This window comes from Streptomyces brasiliensis (assembly GCF_014647875.1).
In the GTDB taxonomy this organism is placed as follows: domain Bacteria; phylum Actinomycetota; class Actinomycetes; order Streptomycetales; family Streptomycetaceae; genus Streptomyces; species Streptomyces brasiliensis.
The window spans coordinates 158,722-184,517 of sequence record NZ_BMQA01000010.1 but is presented as its reverse complement, the minus strand read 5'-3'; the positions used below and the strand labels follow the sequence as shown (position 1 = coordinate 184,517).

17 protein-coding genes are annotated in these 25,796 nt (G+C 69.6%); 13 read left to right on the top strand and 4 right to left on the bottom strand.

Annotated elements, in window-relative coordinates:
• Window positions 1–20: 20 nt before the first annotated feature.
• The 11 genes from IEZ19_RS18400 (at window position 21) to IEZ19_RS18350 (ending at window position 11,084) form a co-directional block, all read left to right on the top strand.
• Complete coding sequence (locus tag IEZ19_RS18400) at window positions 21–593, top strand: dTDP-4-dehydrorhamnose 3,5-epimerase family protein (protein ID WP_189312286.1); 573 nt, start codon at window positions 21–23, stop codon at window positions 591–593.
• A 122-nt stretch (window positions 594–715) separates the two neighbouring features.
• Complete coding sequence (locus IEZ19_RS18395; RefSeq protein ID WP_189312285.1) at window positions 716–1,783, top strand: glucose-1-phosphate thymidylyltransferase; 1,068 nt, start codon at window positions 716–718, stop codon at window positions 1,781–1,783.
• Window positions 1,780–2,766, top strand: a complete 987-nt coding sequence (rfbB, locus tag IEZ19_RS18390; protein ID WP_189312284.1) for a dTDP-glucose 4,6-dehydratase — start codon at window positions 1,780–1,782, stop codon at window positions 2,764–2,766. Before IEZ19_RS18395 ends, rfbB begins: the two co-directional genes overlap by 4 nt.
• Entirely contained in the window at window positions 2,753–3,751 is a 999-nt protein-coding gene (locus IEZ19_RS18385; protein ID WP_189312283.1) for an NAD-dependent epimerase/dehydratase family protein, read from the top strand. The genes rfbB and IEZ19_RS18385 overlap by 14 nt, the downstream gene beginning before the upstream one ends.
• Before the next feature lie 4 nt (window positions 3,752–3,755).
• On the top strand, window positions 3,756–5,087 hold the full coding sequence (gene rfbH / locus IEZ19_RS18380; RefSeq protein WP_189312282.1) for a lipopolysaccharide biosynthesis protein RfbH: 1,332 nt from the start codon (window positions 3,756–3,758) through the stop codon (window positions 5,085–5,087).
• A gap of 114 nt (window positions 5,088–5,201) precedes the next feature.
• Window positions 5,202–6,029: an NAD-dependent epimerase/dehydratase family protein gene (locus IEZ19_RS18375; protein ID WP_189312281.1), complete on the top strand. Its 828-nt coding sequence runs from the start codon at window positions 5,202–5,204 to the stop codon at window positions 6,027–6,029.
• Complete coding sequence (locus IEZ19_RS18370; RefSeq protein ID WP_189312280.1) at window positions 5,998–7,398, top strand: NDP-hexose 2,3-dehydratase family protein; 1,401 nt, start codon at window positions 5,998–6,000, stop codon at window positions 7,396–7,398. The genes IEZ19_RS18375 and IEZ19_RS18370 overlap by 32 nt, the downstream gene beginning before the upstream one ends.
• On the top strand, window positions 7,395–8,384 hold the full coding sequence (locus IEZ19_RS18365; RefSeq protein WP_189312279.1) for a Gfo/Idh/MocA family protein: 990 nt from the start codon (window positions 7,395–7,397) through the stop codon (window positions 8,382–8,384). Before IEZ19_RS18370 ends, IEZ19_RS18365 begins: the two co-directional genes overlap by 4 nt.
• A 16-nt stretch (window positions 8,385–8,400) precedes the next feature.
• Window positions 8,401–9,582, top strand: coding sequence for a macrolide family glycosyltransferase (locus IEZ19_RS18360; protein ID WP_189312278.1), 1,182 nt, complete (start codon window positions 8,401–8,403; stop codon window positions 9,580–9,582).
• Between the two features lie 246 nt (window positions 9,583–9,828).
• Window positions 9,829–10,893, top strand: coding sequence for an alpha/beta hydrolase (locus tag IEZ19_RS18355; RefSeq protein ID WP_189312277.1), 1,065 nt, complete (start codon window positions 9,829–9,831; stop codon window positions 10,891–10,893).
• Complete coding sequence (locus IEZ19_RS18350) at window positions 10,890–11,084, top strand: hypothetical protein (RefSeq protein ID WP_189312276.1); 195 nt, start codon at window positions 10,890–10,892, stop codon at window positions 11,082–11,084. The genes IEZ19_RS18355 and IEZ19_RS18350 overlap by 4 nt, the downstream gene beginning before the upstream one ends.
• 78 nt (window positions 11,085–11,162) lie before the next feature.
• Here the strand turns inward: IEZ19_RS18350 and IEZ19_RS18345 are convergent, their stop codons facing one another.
• Together IEZ19_RS18345 and IEZ19_RS18340 are read right to left on the bottom strand one after the other, a co-directional pair.
• A complete protein-coding gene (locus tag IEZ19_RS18345; protein WP_229840453.1) occupies window positions 11,163–12,380 on the bottom strand; it encodes a sensor histidine kinase in 1,218 nt (405 codons plus the stop codon).
• Between the two features lie 297 nt (window positions 12,381–12,677).
• Window positions 12,678–14,207 carry a helix-turn-helix domain-containing protein gene (locus tag IEZ19_RS18340; RefSeq protein WP_189312275.1) on the bottom strand — a complete coding sequence of 510 codons (1,530 nt, stop codon included), beginning with the start codon at window positions 14,205–14,207 and terminating at the stop codon, window positions 12,678–12,680.
• Window positions 14,208–14,618: 411 nt separating this feature from the next.
• Here IEZ19_RS18340 and acnA point away from each other — a divergent pair, with 411 nt between their 5' ends.
• On the top strand, window positions 14,619–17,336 hold the full coding sequence (acnA, locus tag IEZ19_RS18335; RefSeq protein ID WP_189312274.1) for an aconitate hydratase AcnA: 2,718 nt from the start codon (window positions 14,619–14,621) through the stop codon (window positions 17,334–17,336).
• An 81-nt stretch (window positions 17,337–17,417) separates the two neighbouring features.
• On the opposite strand, the gene IEZ19_RS18330 is transcribed toward acnA, so the two are convergent.
• Window positions 17,418–18,281, bottom strand: coding sequence for an MFS transporter (locus IEZ19_RS18330; RefSeq protein WP_268248642.1), 864 nt, complete (start codon window positions 18,279–18,281; stop codon window positions 17,418–17,420).
• 252 nt (window positions 18,282–18,533) lie between these two features.
• Between IEZ19_RS18330 and IEZ19_RS18325 the strand changes: the two genes are divergently transcribed.
• On the top strand, window positions 18,534–21,800 hold the full coding sequence (locus IEZ19_RS18325; protein ID WP_189312272.1) for a GH92 family glycosyl hydrolase: 3,267 nt from the start codon (window positions 18,534–18,536) through the stop codon (window positions 21,798–21,800).
• 67 nt (window positions 21,801–21,867) lie between these two features.
• On the opposite strand, the gene IEZ19_RS18320 is transcribed toward IEZ19_RS18325, so the two are convergent.
• Complete coding sequence (locus tag IEZ19_RS18320) at window positions 21,868–25,611, bottom strand: GH92 family glycosyl hydrolase (RefSeq protein ID WP_189312355.1); 3,744 nt, start codon at window positions 25,609–25,611, stop codon at window positions 21,868–21,870.
• Between the last annotated feature and the right edge of the window lie 185 nt (window positions 25,612–25,796).

Genomic DNA, 25,796 nt, shown 5'->3' with positions numbered 1-25,796 from the left:
TTGAGGAAGAAGAGGCGAACGTGCGCGTCGAGGAAATCGGCATCCCCGGCACGTTTCTGATCGAGCCGGACCACATATCCGACAGCCGGGGCGTGTTCTACGAGTCGCTGCGCACCGACGTACTGGAGCGGTCCGCCGGGATCGCCTTCCAGCCCCGTCAGATCAACTACTCGGTGTCCCGGCGCCACACCCTGCGCGGCATCCACAGCGTGAGCGTCCCTCCGGGCCAGGCGAAGTTCGTCACCTGCGTCCGGGGCGCGCTGCGCGACATCGTCGTCGACCTGCGGGTCGGCTCGCCCACCTTCGGCAGGCACCAGGTCAACGAACTGGACGCCGCCTCCGGCCGGTCCGTGTACGTGCCGGAGGGCGTCGGCCACGGATTCCTGGCGCTCACCGACGACGCCTGCATCTGCTACGTCGTCTCGACCACGTACGTCCCCGGAACACAGATCGACATCAACCCGCTCGACCCCGACCTGGACCTTCCCTGGGAGTGCGCCGGGACACCGCTTATCTCGGACAAGGACGCGCAGGCACCGACGCTGGCCGAGGCCCTGGCCGCGGGCACGCTGTCGGATTTCGCCGCCGTCTGACCCGGCGTCACCCCCGGTGCCGCCGACCGCCCACGCACCGGGGCGAGGAGGACACGGCCGAGCGGCCGCGAACCGCGCACCGGACCGAAGAGGCATCAACACATGAAGCGAGAGGACCTCCCATGAAGGCTCTGGTGCTGGCCGGCGGATCGGGCACCCGCCTGCGGCCCTTCAGCTACTCCATGCCCAAACAGCTCATCCCCATCGCGAACACGCCGGTCCTGGAATACGTCCTCGGGAACATCCTGGACCTGGGGGTGACCGAGGTCGGCGTCATCGTCGGCGACCGCGCCCAGGAGATCCAGCAGGCGCTCGGGGACGGCTCGCGGTTCGGGGCACGGCTGACCTACATCCCGCAGGAGGCTCCGCTCGGCCTCGCCCACACCGTCGCCATCGCCCGGGACTTCCTCCGTGACGACGACTTCGTGATGTACCTCGGCGACAACATGCTGCCCGAGGGGATCGCCGGTATCGCCGAGGAGTTCGCGGCGCACCGTCCGGCCGCCCATGTCGTGGTGTACAAGGTCCCGGACCCGCGCGCCTTCGGCGTCGCCGAACTCGGTCCCGGCGGCGAGGTGCTGCGCCTGGTGGAGAAGCCGCAGCAGCCGCGCAGCGACCTGGCCCTGATGGGCGTGTACTTCTTCACCGCCGCCATCCACGAGGCGGTCCGGGCCATCGAGCCCAGCGCCCGCGGCGAACTGGAGATCACCGACGCGATCCAGTGGCTGGTGTCGACGGGCGCGGACGTAAGGGCCGGCCAGTACGAGGGCTACTGGAAGGACACCGGGAACGTGGAGGACGTCCTCGACTGCAACCAGCACATCCTGGAGAGCCTGCGGCCGGCCCTGGACGGTGCGGTCGACGACGCCAGTGTGCTGGTGGGACCGGTCGTCGTGGAGGAGGGGGCGCGCATCCTGCGCTCCCGCATCGAGGGGCCGGTGATCATCGGCGCCGGCACGGTCGTGGAGGACAGCCACATCGGCCCGCACACGTCCATCGGGCGCGCGTGCGCCGTCACCGGAAGCCGGCTGGAGTACTCCATCGCCCTGGACGGTGCCTCGGTCACCGGCGTCCAGGGCCTGCGCAGTTCCGTCATCGGTCGCTCCGCCTCCGTCGGCACCAGCGGGCAGAGCACGGACCGTTACCGCCTGGTCGTCGGAGACCACACCAGAGTGGAAGTCGCGGCATGAGGATCCTCGTCACCGGAGCAGCCGGTTTCATCGGCTCCAACTTCGTCCGCAACCTTCTCGCGAACGCGTACGCGGGGTGGGAGGACGCCGGGGTCACCGCCCTGGACAAGCTGACCTACGCGGGCAACCGCGACAACCTGCCCGCCGCGCACCCGCGCCTGGAGTTCGTCCAGGGAGACGTCTGCGACCTGGGCCTGCTGCGTGACCTGCTGCCCGGCCACGACGCCGTGGTGCACTTCGCCGCCGAGTCCCACGTGGACCGCTCGCTGGAGGGCGCGGGACCGTTCTTCCGCACCAATGTCCTGGGCACCCAGACGCTCCTCGACGCCGTGCTGGACAGCGGTGTCGAGCGGGTCGTGCACGTCTCCACCGACGAGGTGTACGGCTCGATCGACGAAGGTTCGTGGACCGAGGACCGGCCGCTGCTGCCCAACACCCCGTACGCGGCGTCCAAGGCCTGTTCCGACCTGGTCGCCCGTACCTACTGGCGTACGCACGGAGTGAACCTCTCCATCACGCGCTGCTCCAACAACTACGGGCCGTACCAGCACCCCGAGAAGCTCATCCCGCTGTTCGTCACCAACCTGCTCGAAGGCAGGCAGGTGCCGCTGTACGGCGACGGACGCAACATCCGGGAATGGCTGCACGTGGACGACCACTGCCGCGGCATCCACCTCGTACTCGACAGCGGCCGGGCCGGCGAGATCTACAACATCGGCGGCGGCAACGAGCGCACCAACCGGGCCATCACCGAGCGCCTGCTCGAACTGACCGGATCCGGCGAGGGGATGATCCGCCACGTCGCCGACCGCAAGGCACACGACCTGCGGTACTCCATCGACGAGTCCAAGATCCGTGAAGAACTCGGCTACGTGCCGCAGATCGGGTTCGAGGAGGGCCTGGCCGCCACGGTGGCCTGGTACCGCGACCACCCCGACTGGTGGAAGGCCGTCAAGTACGGGGCCGACCGTGACCACGGCTGAGAACGGGCCGGCATCCGGACTCCGTGTCGTGGTGCTCGGCGGCACCGGCTATCTGGGCCGCCGTATCGGCGAGGCCTTCCACGCCGACGGCGCCCTGGTGCACCTGGTGTCCCGGAGCCCGGCGGGGGACGGCCCGGCGGATGCGTGCCACGTCCGTATGGACCTGCTCACGGCCGGCGCACGCGAACTCGCCGGTCTCTTCGGCTCGTTGCGGCCCGACGCGGTGGTCAACGCCGCCGGCCGGGTGTGGCGGGGCGACGAGGCCGAGATGACCGCGGGCAACGCGGAACTGGTCGTCCGCCTCACCCGGGTACTCGCCGAACTGCCCCACCCGCCACGGCTGATCCAGCTGGGCACCATCCACGAGTACGGCGCCGGTACGCCGGGCGCCGGCACCCGCGAGGAGCAGGAACCCGCACCCGTCACACCGTACGGACGTACCAAACTCCTCGGCACGCGAACCGTCCTCAAGGCCGCGGCGGACGACGGCATGGACGCCGTGGTCCTCCGCCTCGCCAACGTGATCGGCGCCGGGGTGCCGGCCGGCAGCTTCTTCGGCCGGGTCGCCGCACACCTCGGCGAGGCCGCCCGCGTCCAGGCCCTGGGCGAGAAGCCCGGCGAGCTCAGCCTCCCGCCGCTGCGCGCCCATCGCGACCTCGTGGACGTCCACGACGCCGTCGACGCCGTACGCGCCGCCGCCACCGCGCCCAAGGCGGACGCCGGCGGCCAGGTGATCAACGTCGGCCGCGGCGAGGCCGTCCCGATGCACGCGCTGATCGACCGCATGGTCGACCTCAGCGGTGTGGACCTCCCGGTCGTCGAGGCCGTCCCCGACCCGTCCCCGCGCACCGACGTGGCATGGCAGCAACTCGACGTCTCACGGGCGCTGCGGCTCCTGGGATGGCGGCCGCGCCGCACCCTCGACGACTCGCTGCGCGACCTGCTCGCGGCCGCGGTGCCGGCACCAGTCAACGGAAGGACATGACGAAATGAGCCAGACCAGCGACAACGGCGACCACGGCGACCACAGGGAACTGGTGCTGGACGAGGTCCGCAGATACCACCGGGACACCGCGCCCGACCGGGAGTTCGTGCCCGGCGTGACCGAGATCTGGCCGTCCGGCGCGGTCCTGGACGAGCAGGACCGGGTCGCCATCGTCGAGGCCGCGCTGACCATGCGCATCGCCGCCGGACCCAGCTCCCGGAAGTTCGAGTCCGCCTTCGCCAAGCGGCTGAAGCGGCGCAAGGCCCATCTGACCAACTCGGGTTCGTCGGCGAACCTCCTGGCCGTCTCGGCCCTCACCTCGCACCAGCTCGGCGACCGGCGGCTGAAGCCGGGCGACGAGGTGATCACCGTCGCGGCGGGCTTCCCCACCACCGTCAACCCGATCCTGCAGAACGGGCTCATCCCGGTCTTCGTGGACGTGGACCTGGCCACGTACAACACCACGGCCGAGCGGGTGGCGCGGGCGATCGGGCCCAGGACGCGGGCGATCATCATCGCGCACGCCCTCGGCAACCCCTTCGAGGTCGCCGAGGTGGCCCAGCTCGCCGAGGAGCACGACCTCTACCTCATCGAGGACAACTGCGACGCGGTCGGCTCCACCTATGACGGCCGGATCACCGGCACGTTCGGCCACATGACCACGGTCAGCTTCTATCCCGCACACCACCTCACCATGGGCGAGGGCGGCTGCCTGCTCACTTCCGACCTGGGCCTCGCCCGCATCGTGGAGTCGCTGCGCGACTGGGGCCGGGACTGCTGGTGCGAACCCGGCAAGAACAACACCTGCTTCAAGCGGTTCGAGTACCAGATGGGCGACCTGCCCGCCGGATACGACCACAAGTACATTTTCTCGCACGTCGGTTACAACCTGAAGGGAACCGACATCCAGGCCGCGCTGGGCCTCGCCCAGCTCGACAAACTCGACGGCTTCATCGAGGCGCGGCGGCGCAACTGGCGCCGGCTGCGCGAGGGACTGGACGGCGTGCCGGGCCTGTTGCTCCCGGAGCCCACCCCGAAGTCCGACCCGAGCTGGTTCGGTTTCGTCATCACCGTCGACCCCGAGGCCCGCTTCACCCGCGCCGAACTGGTCGCCCATCTCGAGGAGCACAGGATCGGCACCCGGCGGCTGTTCGCCGGCAACCTCACCCGGCAGCCCGCCTACATCGGCCGGCCCCACCGTGTCGTCGGCGACCTCACGAACAGCGACGTCATCACCGAGCACACGTTCTGGATCGGCGTCTACCCGGGACTCACCGACGAAATGCTCGACTACATGACCGCCACGATCAAGGAGTTCGTGGCCCAGCACGGCTGAGAGCCCGTCGGCGCACCCCCCGGGACCAGGCCCCGAACACGCCTGCCCGGGAACGGGGTTCGCCGACGGCTCGGAGCCCGCAGGGCCGCCTCCCCCAGGGAGATCGGGACGACGATGGAGATAGTGGGAACCGGATTCCTGGCACGGAGCCTGCGTCCGCTGGCCGGCCGGCATCCGGGCACCGTGGCCCTCGCGGCGGGGGAGTCCAGGACGAGCGGCGCCTCCGACGCGGACTACGCACGGGAGGCCGCACTGCTGCGCGACGTCGCGAAGCAGTGCGCGGCCAATGGGCAGCTGCTGTTGTTCTTCTCGACGGCCGCCACCGGAATGTACGGGCTCACCGAGGGACCCGGCAGGGAGGACACCCCGGTGACGCCCGCCACCCCCTACGGCGCACACAAACTCGCGCTCGAGGAGCAGTTGCGCGACTCCGGGACCGACCACCTCATCCTCCGGCTGGCGCACCTGGTGGGCCCGCACGGGCGGTACCACCAGCTCATCCCCACGCTGGTGCGGCAGGTGCGGGGCGGGGTGGTGTCCCTGCACCGGGGTGCGGCCCGCGACCTGATCGGTGTCGGCGACATGCTGATGATCATCGACCGGCTGCTCGCCGCGGGTCTGCGGGCCGACACGGTCAACGTGGCCTCCGGCTTCGCGGTCCCGGTGGAGGACATCGTCGACCATCTGGCCCGAGCGCTGCGGCTCGTGCCGCGCAAGAGGTACGTGGAAGTAGGTGTCGCGGGCGTCGAGTACGCCATCTCCACCGAGAAGTTGCGCGCCCTGGTCCCGCACGTCGCGGACCTGGGCTTCGGCCCCGACTACTACCGCCGGGTCCTCAACGACTTCATCGCGGCCGACCAGGCCCGACCCGGCCGCGCTCTCCTCACCAGAAAGGCAGGGAGTTTCTCCGATGCCGTCGTCCCACTCACTCCAGACGCGTGAGAACACGAGCCTGCCGGACCGGATCGCTCTCTCGGCGGCCACCGTCCAAGGCGGGCACCTGCGCACCGAAGACTTCGCCGACTGGCTGGCCGAACGAGGCAGGGCCAACACCTTCCGCGTAGCGCGGATCCCGTTCGTGGAGCTGGACGGCTGGTCGTTCCAGGAGTCCACCGGGAACCTGGTGCACCGCAGCGGCCGGTTCTTCACGGTCGAGGGCCTGCACGTGACGGAGGAGGGCGAACCGCACGGCGACGGCCCGTACGCCGACTGGTACCAGCCCATCATCAAACAGCCCGAGGTGGGCGTCCTGGGGATCCTCGTCAAGGAGTTCGACGGGGTGCTGCACTTCCTGATGCAGGCGAAGATGGAGCCCGGCAACCCCAACCTGCTCCAGCTCTCGCCCACGGTGCAGGCGACGCGGAGCAACTACACCAAGGCCCACCGGGGCGCCGACGTCAAGTACATCGAGTACTTCGTCGGGCCGGACCGCGGCCGGATCGTCGCGGACGTGCTCCAGTCCGAGCACGGCTCGTGGTTCTACCACAAGTCCAACCGCAACATGGTGGTCGAGGCCGTTGGTGACGTCCCGCTCCTCGACGACTTCTGCTGGCTCACCCTCGGTCAGATCGCCGAACTGCTGCACCTGGACAACGTGGTCAACATGGACGCGCGCACGGTGCTGTCCTGCCTGCCGTTCGGCGACGCCTGGGAGGGCGCGCTGCTCTCCGACACCGAACTGTTCTCGTGGATCACCGGCGAGCGCACCCGGCACAGTGTGCGGGCCGAGCGCGTCCCGCTGGACAACCTGCCCGGCTGGAAGCGCCGGGAGAGCACCATCGAGCACGAGGCGGGCCGCTACTTCAACGTCGTCGCCGTCTCCGTGCAGGCGGGAAACCGTGAGGTGACGGGCTGGACCCAGCCCCTGTTCGAGCCGGTCGGCCCCGGTGTCACCGCCTTCCTCACCCGGGAGTTCGGCGGCGTCCCGCACGTCCTGGTGCACGCGCGGGTCGAGGCCGGCTTCCTCGACACCGTCGAACTCGGCCCGACCGTGCAGTACACGCCGGACAACTACACCCATCTGCCCGCGAGCGGCCGCCCGTTGTTCCTGGACACGGTGCTGCGCGCCGGCCCGGACCGCGTCCGCTACGAGGCCGTGCACTCCGAGGAGGGCGGCCGCTTCCTCAACGCCGAGAGCCGCTACCTCCTCGTCGAGGCGGGCGAGGCCGACGCCCCGCAGGACCCGCCGCCCGGCTATGCCTGGGTCACCCCCGGACAGCTCACCTCCCTGGCCCGGCACGGCCACTACCTCAACGTCCAGGCCCGCACCCTGCTCGCCTGTCTCAACGCGACGGCGGTGAGGACCCGATGACCGACCCCCTGCGGATCGGGGTGATCGGATGCGCGGGCATCGCGGTGCGCCGGATGCTCCCCGCCTTCGCCGCCTCCCCCGACATCGAGATCGCAGCGGTGGCCAGCCGGGACGCGGCCAGGGCGCGGCAGATCGCCGAGCGCTTCGGCGGCTGCCCAGCGGTCCACGGATACGACGCGCTCCTGGAACGGGACGACGTCCAGGCCGTCTATGTGCCGCTGCCCGCCGCCCTGCACGCCGAGTGGACCGAGAAGGCACTGACCACGGGCCGGCACGTCCTCGCCGAGAAGCCCCTGTCCACAGACCGTCACCGCACCGCGGAGCTGCTCGAACTCGCCGACGCCCGCGGCCTGGTGCTGATGGAGAACGTCATGTTCGTCCATCACCACCGGCACGGGGCGGTACGGCGTCTGCTCGCCGACGGTGCGATAGGCGAACTGCGCGCGTTCCACGCGGCGTTCACCATTCCCCCGCTTCAGGACGGTGACATCCGATACGACCCGGCACTCGGTGGCGGGGCCCTGGCGGACGTCGGGATCTACCCCCTTCGCGCCGCGCTGCACTTCCTGGGCCCCCGACTCGACGTCACCGGCGCCCGCCTCGTCCGGGGTGCGGGCCGGCAGGTCGAGACCTCCGGCGCAGCGTTGCTGAGCACGCCCGGTACCGTCACGGCCCAGATCACCTTCGGTATGGAGCACGCCTACCGCTCGTCGTACGAACTGTGGGGCAGCGAGGGCAGCATCACCGTCGACCGGGCGTTCACTCCGCCCGCCGACCACATCCCCGTGATCGGCCTCCACCGCGACGGCAAGACCGAGGAGATCCGGCTCGCACCGCACGACCAGGTGGCGGCGACCGTCGCGGTCTTCGCCGCCGCCGTGCGCTCCGGAGCCCTGCCGGACACCGGCGAGACCCTGCGGCAGGCGGAACTCCTCGACCAGATACAGCGGTCCGCCTCACACGGCAAACCCATCGGAACTGGATGAGCGGCAGGAGACATTCGTGCGACGCCACATTGCTTTCTTCAACTTTCCGGCCGTAGGCCATGTCAATCCCACGGTCGGCATGATCGAGGAACTGGCGAAACGGGGGCATCGCGTCACTTGCACCGTGACGGAGCACTTCGCCCCCATCATGAAGGCCGCCGGTGCCGAACCGGTCCGATACGAATCGGTCTTCGGAGACTTCTACCGGGTCCCCCTGACCCCCGAGGAGACCGCGGGCGAGGGACTGCGGAGCCTGAACGAGGCCATCTCCCTGGTGGCCCAGGTCGCCCCGTTCTACGAGGAGAACAGGCCGGACGTGATCGTCCATGACTTCATGGCCTGGGGAGCGCGCTTCTTCGCCGCCAAGAACGGCATTCCGCTGGTCCGGACGTATCCCGTGTTCGGCGCGAACGAACACTTCTCGATCCGGGAGAAGTTCCCGGTGGCCGGACCGAACGACCCGCAGATCGTCGAAGCGGTGCGGAAACTCGCGGGTGTGCTGCCACAGTTCGGTCTGCCGGCCGACCCGATGGGTTTCCTCACGCACATCGAGAAGCTCGCCGTCATCTTCCTTCCACGCGAATTCCAGTACGCCGGCGAGACCTTCGACGAACGCTTCGTCTTCACCGGCCCCTGCATTGCCGAACGCCCCTACCAGGGCACCTGGCAGCCGGCCTCGCCGGACCGGCCCGTGCTGCTGATCTCGCTCGGCACCTCGGCCAGGGGCTGGCCGGAGTTCTTCCAGATGGCCATCAAGGCCTTCGGCGACTCCGAGTGGGACGTCCTCATCACCGTCGGCGAGCACACCGACCCGGCCGACCTCGGACCGCTGCCCGCGAACGTCGACGTACGGCGGTACGCACCCCAGCTCGATGTGCTGCGCCACGCCCGGCTGTTCATCAACCACGGCGGGATGAACAGCACCATGGAGTCGCTGAACAACGGTGTGCCCATGGTGCTCGTGCCCCAGACGAACGAGCAGCGGGCGAACGCCCTGCGCGTGGAGGAGCTGGGCCTCGGCCGCCTGCTGGCCAAGGAGGACGTCACGGTGGAGAGCCTGCGCGAGGTCGCGGCCCGGGTGACGGGCGACGCGCCCGTGGCCGAGCGGGTGCGGGCGATGCGGGAGCGCATGCGGTCCGTCGACGGCCCGGCCGTCGCGGCCGACGCCGTCGAGACGTACCTGGCCGGCCTGGACTGATCGCTGCCGCGGCCCTGATCCGTGCCACGGCCGAACCCGCACCGGTGCCGTAAGGCCCCCGCTCACAGGCCCTACGACACCGGTGCGGCACGTCGCGCCACGTACAAGCACGGCGCAAGCGGACGACGGAACAATGGGTGCGCACAGCCGCTCCGGCGGGAGCCGGCGGGCAGGGTCTCCCTCGGCGTCCCCGCCGCCCCGACGGCGCCACCGGCCGAAGCCGGTGGTTCCCTCGCTAGGAGACCGATGGACCATCTGGAAGAACTCAAGGAATTCGCCCGTCTGCACGCCCGGGGCCAGGGCATGACGGCCGAGCACGCCACGCGGGTCCTCACCCGGATCACCACCGACACCCCCGGCGCCCCGGAGTCGTGGGCCGCGGTGTGGACCGCAGAGGGCCGGGCCGCCGCCGACCGCGGCGACCTCCTCGACGCGTGCCGGCACTATGCGCTCGCCCGGTTCCCCTACCACGGCGACGCCGACCGCGTCCGGGCCCAGCGGCTCTGCGTCGACACCTTCGACCAGTGGCGCCGCGGCCAGGACGGCATCGAGCGCCTGGAGTTCGAGCACGGCGACGGCACCGTCGCCTGCTGGGCCACCGGGCTCGACAGGCCCCGCCCGTTGCTGGTCGTCATGGGCGGCATCGTCAGCGTGAAGGAACAGTGGGCGCCCCTGCTGCCGCTGCTGCGCAAACTCGGCTTCGCCGCCGTCGTCACCGAGCTGCCGGGCGTCGGCGAGAACACCTCCGTCTACGGCCCCGACTCCTGGCGCATCCTCGGCTTCCTGCTCGACGAGCTCGCCGACCGCGCCCAGGTCTCCGACACCTCGATGCTCGCCCTCAGCTTCAGCGGCCACCTCGCCGTGCGCGCCGCCGCCGAGGACTCCCGCATCCGCCGCGTCCTCACCGTGGGCGCACCCGTCGCCGGCTTCTTCACCGACGAGGCCTGGTGGCCCCGGGTGCCCGGCATCACGGCCGACACTCTGCGCCGCCTCACCGGCAGCGCGGACCTCACCGGACTCCGGCACCTGCTCCCGCAGTTCGCGCTCACGCCCGAGCAGCTGCGTCAGGTGCGGATTCCCGTCCGGTACGTCGCCAGCAGCCGCGACGAGATCATCCCGGCCGGTGACCAGGCGCTGCTGCGCCGCACGCTCGACGACGTCCGGTTCAAGACGTTCGACGACGTGCACGGTTCGCCCGCCCATCTCGGCGCGATGCGGCGCTGGCTCATCTCCCGGCTGCTGTGGCTGCGCTTCGCGCGCCGCGGTACCCGGCCGACGACCCGCACCCTACTCAGCGAGAGGTCCTCATGAGCGAACCCGGGAACGACAAGGACGTGACCTCCGGCCCCGTGACCGGCGTACGGCCGTGGCAGACACTGGCCTCGCTCGGCATCACCGAGAACGATCTGACCACCGTCCACCACAGGCCGGCTTCCGCGCACCGGTCCCTGTCCGCGCAGGGGAACACGACCGACGTGGGCGGCGGCCCCGGTCCCCTCTGACCGGCTGCCGCCTCCGGCGGCGCGTGGGCGGCGGCCGTCCGGCCGATACCGCCGCCCACGTCCCCGGTTCCGGGTCGGTCAGCCGCCCACACACGCGGTGGAGGAGGCGCTTTGCGCGGGCACTTCGGCCAGCAGCCGGAACGTGCCGTCCTTCCAGGGGCCCGACTCGAGCCGCCCGCCCACCGCGGTCATCCGCGTGTGCAGATTGCCGAGTCCGCTGCCGCCGTAGGGCGAGGGGGCGTGGTGGGCGGAGTCGACGCCGTCGTTCTCGACCACCAGCCGGACCAGACCGTCCAGCTGAACGGCCTCGATGCAGCAGCGTGAGGCGTTGCTGTGCCGCAGCAGATTGGTGACGGCCTCCCGCAGCGTGGTGGCGAGCGCGGTGTCGACGTGCGGGGAGAGCGGCCCCAGTTCGACCTCCGCCCGTACGTCGATGCCGACGGCGTCGAGCATCGACCGTGCCGACTTGATCTCCTGCCGTAGTGACAGGTCGTGGAACCCGCCCGCGACCTTGCGGACGTCGGCGAGGGACTGTTCGGCGATGGACAGCACCTCGTCGACCTCCTTCATCGCGCGGGCGGGATGCGCGGGAATGAGCCGGTGGATCAGCTCGCTCTTCAGCGCGATCGCCGAGAGGCTGTAGCCGAGCAGGTCGTGCAGGTCCCGGGCGAAGCGCAGCCGTTCTCCGGTGACCGCCCGGCGGGCGAGCTCACCGCGGGCGGCGTGCAGTCGCGTGACCAGTTCCGTCAGCCGGGTGAGCCCGTAGAGGACGAATCCGGTCAGGAGCGAGGACTGGGCGAGACGGATGCTGTCGATGACCGGCCGGCCGTCGAGGGCCGGTGGGATCAGCATGCTGAGCCCCACGACTCCGTAGAGCGGCCAGGCCACCCGGGGCGGGAGGAGCAGCAGCAGTGAACCCGCGAGGTAGCCGGCCATCGTCGCCCAGAAGGTCTGGAACAGCAGGAGCGGCAGATAGGTCAGCAGTGCCTGGACGGCCAGGGTCAGGCACTTGCGGGCCAGGGGCGCCCGGTTGCCACCCGGCACGGAGTGGACGAGCTGCAGGGCGAGGATCATCAGGAGGAGGAGCAGACCGGTCGTCTCGGCGGTCGTGGAGACACCGGCGCTCAGGATGTTGACGGTGGTCAGGAGCGCGAAGCTCAGCAGCGCGGCGATGAGGATGGTGCGCGCCAGCCGGGGGGCGGGAAGATCGCTGCCGGGTACGGGCGGGGTCGCCGCCTCGCGTCTGTTGCCCCTCGACTCGTCCGCACTGTCGCAACGGTCGTGACTGTCCATCATCTTCACGGCCTCTCACAACTATGTGCGCAATCGCATGGATATCAACTGACGCGCAGGCCTGCTCGTGCGTGCGGGTCCACCGCCAGATGATGCCCGGAGAGACGGGACTTGATGCCGTCAATCTCCTTACAGGGCAAGCAACGTAGTTGGGATCGACGCAAGGTGAACGGCAGGAACTGCTTCCACTCCCGCGTCCGATCCCGGCCGTCAAGTCCGCGCGAAGTCCCACAGATGCCGCCGCACCCGCTCCAGACCTGCATCCGTGCAGGCCGGAGAGGGTGCGGCGGCATTCCTGGGTCAGATGTCCCGGAAGATCTCGATCTGCGCCCCGATCGAGTTGAGGCGCTCCGCGAGGTCCTCGTAGCCGCGGTTGATGACGTAGACGTTGCGGAGCACCGACGTGCCCCCGGCCGCCATCATCGCCAGCAGGACGACCACCGCCGGGCGCAGGGCCGGCGGGCACATCATCTCCGCCGCGCGCCAGCGCGTGGGGCCCTCGACCAGGACGCGGTGCGGGTCCAGCAGCTGCAGGCGGCCGCCGAGGCGGTTGAGGTCGGTCAGGTAGATCGCGCGGTTGTCGTAGACCCAGTCGTGGATCAGCGTCTTGCCCTGAGCGACCGCCGCGATGGCCGCGAAGAACGGCACGTTGTCGATGTTCAGGCCGGGGAACGGCATCGGGTGGATCTTGTCGATCGGCGCCTCCAGCTTGGAGGGACGCACGGTCAGGTCCACCAGGCGCGTACGGCCGTTGTCGGCGACGTACTCCGGGGTGCGGTCGTGGTCGAGGCCCATCTCCTCCAGGACCGCGAGCTCGATCTCCAGGAACTCGATGGGCACACGGCGCACGGTCAGTTCGGACTCCGTGACCACCGCGGCGGCCAGCAGGCTCATCGCCTCGACCGGGTCCTCGGAGGGGGAGTAGTCCACGTCGACGTCGATGGTCGGCACACCGTGCACGGTGAGCGTGGTCGTGCCGATGCCGTCGACGCGGACGCCCAGGGCCTCCAGGAAGAAGCAGAGGTCCTGGACCATGTAGTTGGAGGACGCGTTGCGGATGACCGTGACGCCGTCATGGCGGGCGGCAGCCAGCAGCGCGTTCTCGGTGACGGTGTCCCCGCGCTCGGTCAGCACGATCGGACGGTCCGGGCGCACCGAACGGTCCACCTCGGCGTGGTACTGCCCCTCGGTGGCGGCGACTTCGAGACCGAACCGGCGCAGCGCGATCATGTGCGGCTCGATGGTCCGCGTGCCGAGGTCGCAGCCGCCGGCGTAGGGCAGCTTGAAGCGGTCCATGCGGTGCAGCAGCGGGCCGAGGAACATGATGATGGAGCGCGTGCGTACGGCCGCCTCCGCGTCGATCGCCGCCAGCTCCAGCTCGGCCGGCGGCACGATCTCCAGGTCGACCCCGTCGTTGATCCACCGGGTCCGCACGCCGATGGAACCGAGCACCTCCAGCAGACGGTAGACCTCCTCGATCCGCGCGACGCGGCGCAGGACCGTGCGGCCCTTGTTCAGGAGCGAGGCACACAGCAGGGCAACGCAGGCGTTCTTGCTCGTCTTGACGTCGATGGCGCCGGACAGCCGCCGGCCGCCGACGACTCGCAGATGCATCGGGCCCGCGTAGCCCAGCGAGACGATCTCGCTGTCCAGGGCTTCACCGATTCGCGCGATCATCTCAAGGCTGATGTTCTGGTTGCCGCGTTCGATACGGTTCACGGCACTCTGACTGGTACCGAGTGCCTCCGCGAGCTGAGCCTGTGTCCAGCCCCGGTGCTGCCGGGCGTCACGGATGAGTCGGCCGATGCGTACGAGGTAGTCGTCTGCCATGAGGTTGAGGTTATCTCAGATATGAGATGGCGCCTGTTGGGGGGTCCATTCGGGTGACGGCCGGTCAATGACCAGCGGGAACAAGGAAATAAAAGGGATTGACCACCAAATAATCAGTTTGCCCGTTTTGGTAGATAATCACTCGTAAGTACCAGAGGCGCACCTCCGGTATCCCGGCGCCGGATGATCCCGTGGCGGGCTGCCGCCGGAAAGCGGCAGGGTCGGACCGGGCTGGGCATGACCATCCCGGCCCCATGTACTAGAGTTATCTCGACATCGAGATATCTGCCAGGCGCACCGCGGTCGCCACTCGAGTAAGGGTCGCCTTACTTAGGCTTACCTTAGCGGATCGGCCAAGCTTGCGTGGCGGCAGGATGCGGTGGTACGCGCACATCAATGAAGGAGACTGTCGTGTCGGCGAACAGCTTCGACGCCCGCAGCACGCTGCAGGTGGGCGACGAGTCGTACGAGATCTTCCGGCTGGACAAGGTGGAAGGCTCGGCCCGCCTTCCGTACAGCCTGAAGGTGCTGCTGGAGAACCTGCTCCGCACCGAGGACGGCGCGAACATCACCGCCGACCACATCCGCGCCCTCGGCAACTGGGACTCGCAGGCCCAGCCGTCGCAGGAGATCCAGTTCACGCCGGCCCGCGTGATCATGCAGGACTTCACCGGCGTGCCCTGTGTCGTGGACCTCGCGACCATGCGTGAGGCCGTGAAGGAGCTGGGCGGCGACCCGGCGAAGATCAACCCGCTGGCCCCGGCCGAGCTGGTCATCGACCACTCCGTCATCGCCGACAAGTTCGGCACCAACGACGCCTTCAAGGTGAACGTCGAGCTGGAGTACGGCCGCAACAAGGAGCGCTACCAGTTCCTGCGCTGGGGTCAGACCGCGTTCGACGAGTTCAAGGTCGTCCCGCCGGGCACCGGCATCGTCCACCAGGTGAACATCGAGCACCTCGCCCGGACCGTCATGGTGCGGGGCGGCCAGGCCTACCCCGACACCCTCGTCGGCACCGACTCGCACACCACCATGGTCAACGGCCTCGGTGTGCTCGGCTGGGGCGTCGGCGGCATCGAGGCCGAGGCCGCCATGCTCGGCCAGCCGGTCTCCATGCTCATCCCGCGCGTCGTCGGCTTCAAGCTCACCGGTGAGCTCAAGCCCGGCACGACCGCGACCGACCTCGTGCTGACCATCACCGAGATGCTCCGCAAGCACGGCGTCGTCGGCAAGTTCGTCGAGTTCTACGGCGAGGGTGTGGCGGCCACGAGCCTCGCCAACCGCGCCACCATCGGCAACATGTCCCCGGAGTTCGGCTCCACCGCCGCCATCTTCCCGATCGACGGCGAGACCCTGAACTACCTGCGCCTGACGGGCCGTTCGGACCAGCAGGTCGCGCTCGTCGAGGCGTACGCCAAGGAGCAGGGTCTCTGGCTGGACCCGAAGGCCGAGCCCGACTTCTCCGAGAAGCTCGAGCTGGACCTGTCGACCGTCGTCCCGTCCATCGCCGGCCCGAAGCGCCCGCAGGACCGCATCGTCCTCGCGAACGCCGCCGAGCAGTTCAAGCAGGACGTCCGCAACTACGTCGACACCGCCGACGAGGCGGGCGAGGAGTCCTTCCCGGCCTCCGACGCCCCGGCCGTCCACCCGAACGGCGTGCCGTCCAACCCGGTCCAGGTGACCGCCCCCGACGGCACGAGCTACACGCTCGACCACGGTGCGGTGACGGTCGCGGCCATCACCTCCTGCACCAACACCTCGAACCCGTACGTCATGGTCGCCGCCGCGCTCGTCGCGAAGAAGGCCGTGGAGAAGGGCCTGACCCGCAAGCCGTGGGTCAAGACCACCCTCGCCCCGGGCTCGAAGGTCGTCACCGACTACTTCGACAAGGCCGGTCTGACCCCGTACCTCGACAAGGTCGGCTTCAACCTGGTCGGTTACGGTTGCACCACCTGCATCGGCAACTCCGGCCCGCTGCCGGAGGAGGTCTCCCGGGCCGTCAACGACCACGACCTCGCGGTGACGTCGGTCCTCTCCGGCAACCGGAACTTCGAGGGCCGGATCAACCCCGACGTCAAGATGAACTACCTGGCGTCCCCGCCGCTGGTCGTCGCGTACGCCCTCGCGGGCTCCATGAGGGTGGATATCACCAAGGACGCCCTGGGCACCGACCAGGACGGCAAGCCCGTCTACCTGTCCGACATCTGGCCGACCGAGGCCGAGGTCAACGACGTCGTGGCGAATGCCATCGGCGAGGACATGTTCAACAAGTCCTACCAGGACGTCTTCGCGGGCGACGCCCAGTGGCAGTCCCTGCCCATCCCGACCGGCAACACCTTCGAGTGGGACACCGAGTCGACGTACGTCCGCAAGCCCCCGTACTTCGAGGGCATGCAGATGGAGCCGGCCCCGGTCACCGACATCGCCGGTGCCCGCGTCCTGGCCAAGCTGGGCGACTCGGTCACCACCGACCACATCTCCCCGGCCGGCGCGATCAAGGCCGACACCCCGGCGGGCCAGTACCTCACCGAGCACGGCGTCTCGCGCCGCGACTTCAACTCGTACGGCTCCCGCCGCGGCAACCACGAGGTCATGATCCGCGGTACGTTCGCCAACATCCGCCTGCGCAACCAGATCGCGCCGGGCACCGAGGGCGGCTACACGCGTGACTTCACGCAGGAGGGCGGCCCGGTCTCCTTCATCTACGACGCCTCGCGCAACTACCTCGCGCAGGGCACCCCGCTGGTCGTCCTGGCCGGCAAGGAGTACGGCTCCGGTTCGTCCCGCGACTGGGCGGCCAAGGGCACGGCCCTCCTCGGCGTCAAGGCCGTCATCGCCGAGTCGTACGAGCGCATCCACCGCTCGAACCTCATCGGCATGGGCGTCCTGCCGCTCCAGTTCCCGGAGGGCGCCTCGGCTCAGTCCCTGGGTCTGACCGGCGAGGAGACCTTCACCTTCACGGGCGTCACCGGGCTGAACGAGGGCACCACCCCGCGCACGGTCAAGGTCACCACCGACACGGGCGTCGAGTTCGACGCGGTCCTCCGCATCGACACCCCCGGTGAGGCCGACTACTACCGCAACGGCGGCATCCTGCAGTACGTGCTGCGCAGCCTGATCAACAAGTAAGCGGTACGGCACAGCGGTCGAGGGCCGCGTCCCCGGCGACGGGGATGCGGCCCTCGGTGTGTTCCGGCGGGGCCGGCGCGGTCAGGCGCCGGGGTTCGGGTGGTGGCAGGCGGTCGAGGCCCGGGCCGGGGAGACTGCGGTCGCGGCGGTCACCGGGGCGTCCCCGCTGGTGGAGTCGGCGAGTTCGTCGAGGGAGCGGCCGGTCGTCCGCGGGCCGAGCAGGCCGATGTCGAGGACGGCCCCGGCCATGGCGCAGGCGATGAAGGCGAAGACGGCGTCGGCGCCGTGGCCGACCAGCAGGGGCAGCAGGACGTACGGCATGGCGGCGGAGCCCAGCCGGCCGAGGGAGTACGCGGTGCCCGCGCCGGTGGCCCGCAGCCGGGTGGGGAAGAGTTCGCCCTGGTAGACGTGGTAGGCGTTGGAGAAGAGGTTGCTGGCGAGGGTGTAGCAGAAGCCGAGGGCCACGATCAGCGCGGTGGAGTGGGCGTAGCCGAACCCGAGGCCGAACCCGCGCATGGCGAGCCCCGACAGCGTGATCAGGGTCTTGCGCTCGACGCGCTCCAGGATCGGGACGGACAGCAGCGAGCCGATCGGGTAGCCGACGAAGGACAGGGCGCTGAAGGTCAGGCTCTGCACGATGTCGTAGCCCTTGCCGGCGAGCACCAGCGGGGCGAGGGTGCCGAAGCCGTAGTAGCCGAACGCCTGCAGGACCTGGAAGACGGCCAGCATGGCGGTGCGGGTGCGCCACGGTGCCTGGACCAGGGTGTGCAGTGGGGCCTTCGTGCAGGTGAGAGGGGCGGCGGATGCGCCGCAAGCGGAACGTAAGTGCCCGCACCGCCCGGGGCTTCGGGCTCGACGGGAGCTGGTGCTTGAGCGCTCTGGGCGGACCCGGTGGGGTTGGGCACGACACCGGGTCCGCGAGCCGGGCAGGCGACGGGGGAGCACCCTGCCCGGGTGGAACGTGGCTTGTGACGGCGCTGTGGCGCGCGACAACGTTGTCTGGTGACTCCGTACATGACTGTACCGCGCCAACGGACAACGATGTCAAGCGACTTGGGACAGCCCACACGGATGAACCCGGGAGTGTCGGTGCGACCGGTGCGGCGGTCTTCCGCGGTACCGGGGGCGCAGGTTACTGTCCCTGCGGCTTGTGCGACCTGTGGTGCGCGACCCGTCCCAAGGAGGAGGGGCCGCGTCATGCGTTTCCGTCCCGTGTCCCTGCTGCTCGCCGCCGCGCTCGCGGTCGGCGGCGCCACACCCGCCCTCGCGGCGACCGCCGCACCACCCGGCCTGGTCAAAGACCCCACGACATACGTCGACCCGCTGATCGGCACCAGAAACGGCGGCGATGTCTTCCCGGGCGCCGTCGTGCCCTTCGGCATGCTCTCCTGGAGCCCGGAGAACACCAGAGGCAGCGCCACCAGTACCGTCGCGCCGGGCGGATACCAGTACGACGCCACCCGCATCCGCGGCTTCAGCCTCACGCACATGTCGGGCACGGGGTGTGCGGGCGGCAGCGGCGACATCCCGTTCTTCCCGTACTCCGGTGAGGTCACCTCGTCCCCGGCGACCGACACCAAGGACGCGGTCTACGCCGCCGACTTCAGCCACGCCGACGAGACCGCCGAGCCCGGCCACTACAAGGTGGGCCTGTCGTCCGGGGTCACCGCCGACCTGACCGCCACCGCGCACACCGGCTCCGGCCGTTTCACGTTCCCCGCCGACAAGCCCGCCTCGCTTCTGGTCCGCACCGCCAACTCCGAGGTGGGCTCGGCCGATTCGACCATCAGCATCGACCCGAAGAACCGGACCGTCTCCGGCTCCGTCACCTCCGGGAACTTCTGCGGCTATCTCGATGCCGAGGGCCAACGCTCCTACTACACCCTGTACTTCACCGCCCGCTTCGATCGCGCCTTCAAGGCCACCGGCACCTGGCAGGACGACAAAGTGAACCCCGGGGCGACCAGCGCCTCCGGTGGCACCGGCGGGTTCTCGAACGGCGGGTGGCCCGTCACGGGCAAGGGGGCGGGCGGATACGTCGAGTTCGCGCCCGGCACCGGCCCGGTGAACGTCAAGGTCGGCATCTCGTACGTCAGCCAGGCCGGCGCCGAGGCCAATCTCGCGGCGGAGAACCCGTCGTACCGGTCCTTCGACGCGGTGCAGGGCGCCGCCGCGGCAGCCTGGCGCGACCGGCTGGACGCGATCCGCGTCGGCGGTGGCACCGACGACGAGCGGACCACCTTCTACACCGCCCTCTACCACGCCTTGCTGCACCCGAACGTCATCAGTGACGCCGACGGCCGGTACCGGGGCAGCGACGGCAAGGTGCACCGGGTGGGACGCGGACACCAGGCCCAGTACGGCACCTTCTCCGGGTGGGACGTCTACCGCGACCAGGTGCAGCTGCTCACCCTGCTCGACCCGCGCACCGGCTCCGACATCGCGCAGTCGCTGTACGAACTCGCCGGGCAGAACGGCGGGACCTGGGACCGCTGGCTGCACGGCGCGAGCGGCACGCACGTCATGAACGGCGACCCCTCGCCGACCGCCCTGGCCGGCATCCGCGCCTTCGGCGGCACCGACTTCGATCTGCGCGGCGCGCTGGACTCGCTCGTGAAGGCGGCGACCGTGCCGACGCCGCAGGACCTGTCGTCGGCGGGCAAGCCCGTGCTGTCGGTGGGCCAGCGGCCCTCGCTCGACAAGTACCTCCAGCTGCACTACATGCCCAGCGTCTCCAACGCCTGGGGCGGCGCCGCCGAGACCCTGGAGATGTCCACCGCCGACTTCTCGCTCTCCCAACTCGCCCAGGCCGCAGGGCAGAAGGACACGGCCGCGACCTTCGCGAGCCGCGCCCAGTGGTGGCAGAACAACTTCAACATCGCCGCCGACCCGAGCGGCGGCTACATCGCCAACCGCAAGGCCGACGGCAGCTGGGTCACCGGCTTCACCCCGGACACCGGCAACGGGTTCGTGGAGGGTACGGCCGCCCAGTACACCTGGATGGTCCAGCACAACCCGGCCGGCCTGTTCGCGGCGATGGGCGGCACCGGCAAGGCGCTGGCCCGGCTCGACGACTTCTTCCACAACGCCGACGGCAGCTGGGCCTTCACCGGCAACGGCGGCACCAAGTCCGAGATGGACAACGAACCCTCGATCAACGTGCCGTACCTGTACGACTACGCGGGTGCCCCCTACAAGGCCCAGGAGACCGTGCGCGCGGCGATGCGGCAGCTCTGGTCGACGCAGCCCGGTGGCATCCCCGGCAACGACGACCTCGGCGCGATGTCGGCCTGGTACGTCTTCTCGGCGCTCGGCATGTATCCGCAGGTACCCTCGCGTGCCGAACTCGTCCTCGGCTCACCGCTGTTCGAGCGCGTCGAGATCGACCGGCCGCAGGGCAACGACATCTCGATCCGGGCGACGGGAGCGGCCGCCGACACGCCGTACGTCCAGTCGCTGAAGGTCGACGGGCGCTCCAGCGACCGGGCCTGGCTCCCGGCGTCGTTCGTGCGGGACGGCGGCCGCCTCGACTACACGCTCTCAGGCACTCCGAACAAGACCTGGGGGGCAGCCACGCCGCCGCCCTCCTTCCGGGAGGGCGAGCAGCCGTACCAGATCGGCGTCGGGCCGACCGCCGCCACCGTCGCCCCCGGTGACAGCACGAAGGTCGGCATCCGCGCGCTGTCGCTGAGCGGCGGCAGCGGGCCGGAGGTGCGCTTCCGTGTCGAGACCCCCGACGGGATCACGGCATCGCCCGCCGAGGGCACCGTGACCGACGGCTCCCAGGAGATAGCGCTCGCCACCACCGGTGAGACCCGGCAGGGCTTCTACGACATCAAGGTCACGGTGACCTCGGGCGACACCTCGTACGAGCAGCCGGTGTCCCTGACGGTGGCCGCGCCCGGCTCGCTCGTCGCCGCCTACAACAACACCGGCGTCTCGGACGACACCGGTGACCACGACGAGGCCGACTACGACGGTGGCGGCTGGAGCTATTCCCGTCAGGCGCTCGCGGCGGCCGGCCTCACCCCGGGTGCGCAGGGGACGGTGGAGGGGCTCACGTTCACCTGGCCCGACTCGCCCGCCGGCCGGCCCGACAACGCCTCCGCGACCGGCCAGAGGATCGAACTGCCCACACCCGCAGCCAAGCTGTCGTTCGTCGGCAGCGCGGTCAACGGCAACCAGCAGACGCAGGCGACCGTCACCTACACCGACGGCAGCACCGACACCGTCGACCTCTCCTTCACCGACTGGACCGTCGGCGGTGGAAGCGGCACCGTCCAGTACGGCAACGCGGTCGTGGCCAAAGCCGCGTACCGCAACGTCGGCGGCGCGGACAAGGACCCGGTGGCGACGTACGTCTTCGCCACCAAGCCGTTCGAGGCGCCGTCCGGCAAGACCGTCAAGAGCGTGACGCTGCCGAACAACACGAACCTGCACGTGTTCGCCCTCGCGGTGAGCTGAACGCCCCGGTGAAGCAGGAGGGCCCGCCGGTCTCGACCGGCGGGCCCTCTCGGTGGTCAGGCCTTCGTCACGCCAGCAGCTCCACCTCCGCCAGCGTCGACTCGCCGTCCAGGACCAGCCGGTACTTCGCGTACGAGCCGGGGGAGTCGACCGTGAACGCCCTGGTCTGCCGGTCCCAGGCGAAGGACTCGCCGGAGCGGTGGTCCAGGGTCTTCCATGTGGTGCCGTCGCTGGAGCCCTGCAGGGTCCAGCCGGTCGGTGCCTTCGTGTGGTCCGTGCCGGACGTCAGGGTGTACTGGACGGCCTGCGTGGCACCGCCCACCGGCAGGTCCACGGACGTCACCGCCGCCGACGTCGCCGACGTGTTGTCGAACAGGGCGCCGTCACCCTTCAGCACGTCCGCGCGGGGCGTGGGGACCGTGTCGTCCTGGGTGATGGAGACCGGGGCCGCGTTCTTGCCGGTGCCCCACTTGGACGGCTTGGCGCCCATGTCGAAGTTCAGCACGCCACCCTTCTCCAGCAAGGAGTTGGGGAGCGAAGTCTTCGTCCAGGGGCTGCCGTTGACGGTCAGGCCCTGCACATAGACGTTCTTCGCGCTGTTCTTCGGGGCGTTGATCACCAGGTCGTGGCCGTTCTCCAGGTGGACCGTGGCCTTCTTGAACAGCGGGGAGCCGATGGCGTACTCGCCGCTGCCCATGACCAGCGGGTAGAAGCCGAGCGAGGAGAAGAGGTACCAGGCCGACTGCTCGCCGTTGTCCTCGTCACCGTGGTAGCCCTGCCCGATCTCGCTTCCGGTGTAGAGGCGGGAGAGCGCCTCGCGGACGTCCTGCTGGGCCTTCCAGGGCTCGCCGGCCGCGTCGTACATGTAGATGACGTGGTGGGCGACCTGGTTGGAGTGGCCGTACATGCCCATCCGGACGTCTCGCGCCTCCGTCATCTCGTGGATGACACCGCCGTAGGAGCCGACGAATTCCGGCGAGGCCGTCTCCGGCGTGGCGAAGTACTCGTCGAGCTTGTCGCCGAGGCCGGCGCGGCCGCCGTACAGGTTGGCGAGGCCGCGGCTGTCCTGCGGGGCGGTGAAGGCGTAGCCCCAGCCGTTGGTCTCCGTGTAGTCGTAACCCCATACGCGCGGGTCGTACTTGGCGGAGTCCACGCGCCAGTTGCCCTGTGCGTCACGGCCCTGGAAGAACCCGGCCTGGGAGTCGAAGAGGTTCACGTAGTCCTGGGCGCGGTTGAGGAAGTACTGGGACTCCTCCTTGTAGTGCTTCTCGCCCGTCTTCTTGTAGAGGGCCTCGCCCATCTTGGCGATGCCGTAGTCGTTGACGTAGCCCTCCATCGCCCAGGAGAAGCCCTCGCCGGTGGACGTGGTGGTGTAGCCGAGGAAGGGCGAGGTGGCCATGCCCTTGCGGCCCACACCGGAGGACGGTGGGACGACCGTGGCGTTCTTCACGGCCGCGTCGTACGCCGCCTTCGCGTCGAACTTCACGCCCTTGACGTATGCGTCCGCGAACGCCACGTCGGAGGAGGTGCCGGTCATCAGGTCCGCGTAGCCGGGGGAGGACCAACGGGAGGTCCAGCCGCCGTCCTTGTACTGCTGCACGAACCCGTCGACCATCTCGCCTGCCTGACCGGGTGTCAGGAAGGAGTAGGCCGGCCACGTCGTCCGATAGGTGTCCCAGAAGCCGTTGTTGACGTACACCTTGCCGTCGACGATCTTCGCGCCGGTGTGGGCCGGAGTGTCCGGACCCGGCATCGGCGAGAACGGCGAGGCGTACTGGTACTTCGAACCCACCTTCTCGAAGCCCGAGTTGGGGTACAGGTACAGCCGGTACATCGAGGAGTACAGGGTCGTCAGCTGGTCCGGCGTCGCGCCCTGGACCTCGACCTTGCCGAGGATCTCGTCCCAGGCGTGCTGCGCCTTGGCCTTCACCGCATCGAAGGACGTGCCGTCCGGGATCTCCTGGCCCAGGTTGTCCTTCGCCTGGTCGACGCTGATCAGCGAGGTGGCCAGCCGCAGGGTGACGGTGTGGTCGGAGCCCGCGTCGAACCGCAGATAGCCCTTCACGCCGCTGGAGTCGCCCTCCTTCACCGGCTTGTCGAAGACGCCGTAGACGAACAGCCGCGTCGCGCCCGTCGACAGGCCCGACTTGACGTCGGAGTAGCCGGTGACGATGCCGTGCTCCTTGTCGAGGGTGAGGCCGGCCTGCTGGGTGACGTTGTCGAAGAGCACGCTCGCGTCGTCACCGGGGTAGGTGAAGCGCAGTGCTGCCGCGTGGTCCGTCGGCGTCATCTCCGCCTTCAGGCCGTTCTCGAAACGGACGCCGTAGTAGTACGGCCGTGCCGTCTCGTTCTCGTGCCTGAAGGCCAGCGCCCGTGCCGTGCGGTCGGTGTCCGGGGTGCCGGACGCGGCGGACGGCATCACCTGGAAGGTCTGCCGGTCACCCATCCAGGGGCTCGGCTCATGGCTCGCGCTGAACGCCTGGATCGTCGGCAGATTGTCGGCGTTGTTGGCCCGCGCGTATTCGTACAGCCAGTTCAGCGAGCCCGCGTCGGTCACCGGCGTCCAGAAGTTGAAGCCGTGCGGCAGCGCGGTCGCCGGGAAGTTGTTGCCGCGCGAGAAACTGCCGCTGGAGTTGGTGCCGCGGGTGGTCAGCGCGTAGTCCGACAGATGCGCCTTCGGCTTCTCGGGGGCGACCGGCTTGATCGCCACGTCGTCGAGCCAGCCCCGGAACTTCGCCGGGCCCTTGGGGGAGTCGTACGCGACCAGTATCCGGTCCACGGTCTTGCCCGCGGCGACCGAGCCTATTCGCGAGGCCACGTTGTTCCACTGATTGACGTACAGCACCTTGGCCGCGCCCTGCCCCTGCGGGGACAGCGTGAACCCGTGCTGGTCGGTGGCGCCCAGACCGCTCAGATAGGTGCCGTCGGTGAAGGCCAGGTCCACCGAGACGTTGGTGGCGTCGTAGTCGCGATCGCCGTCGGCCATCGACGGGAAGATCCGGTACGACAGCTGGGTGTCGCGGCCGACCTTCACGTTCACGTCGAAGACCTTGTTGTACGAGTACGCCTGCCCGTCGGCGGTGTGCCGGCCCGCGTAGCGCAGGGCCCGCTTGCCGGTGTAGCCCGCACCCGCCTTGGCCGTCGGCGAGCCGCTCGGGCCGCGGTCGACGAGCGAGAGCATGTCCTGCGGCACCGGGTCGCCCGTGCCGCCGGTGGAGAACTGCACGTCGGCCAGTTGAAGGATGCCCGACGCGCCGTTGTTCTTCGTCACGTCGAGCCGGAAGTGCTGGTACTCGGCCGGCTCGGCGAGATCATACGATTTGGTCTGGAAGCGCTGTGAAAAGGACTCCCCGGAACGGGAGTCGACGGTCTTCCAGTCCTTGCCGTCCGTCGAGCCCTGAAGCGTCCAGTCCTTCGGGTCGCGTTCGTCGTAGTCGTTGGCCGACGTGAGGGCATAGGTCACGAGCTTGACCGGCTTGTCGAGGTCGAACTCGACCCAGCCGGTGGGCTCGAAGGTGAGCCACTTGGTGCTCGGCTCGCCGTCGACGAGGTTCTCCTTGACCTCGCCCCCGCCCGTGTTCTCGCTGCTCGCCCGTACGTCGGTGACATGGTCGGTGACATTGCCCGGAATGCCGGTGCTGTAGCCGCCGTCGACGCCGGAGGAACGCTTGCTCCCGTCCGGTTTCGTGTCGACGGTGCTCAGCCAGTCCGGTGCCGGATCGCCCGTCTCGAACGACGAGGCGAACTCCTGGTCCGTGGCGGCCGCCTGGGCGGGCAGGGCGACCGCTGCTCCCTGCGAGCCGACCGCCATGACGAAGGCGGCCGTGACCACGACCGCCGGACCCCATCTGTGCCCAGTTCTTCGCTGCAACAAAGCGGGTTCCCTCCCTGCACACGTTGGACAACGTTGTCAAAATCGGTGCGCAGGAACCAGTAGGGAGTCAAGTGCCCGGTGATGTCAAGGGCGTTGACTGTGGCATTGGGGGCCGTATGTCG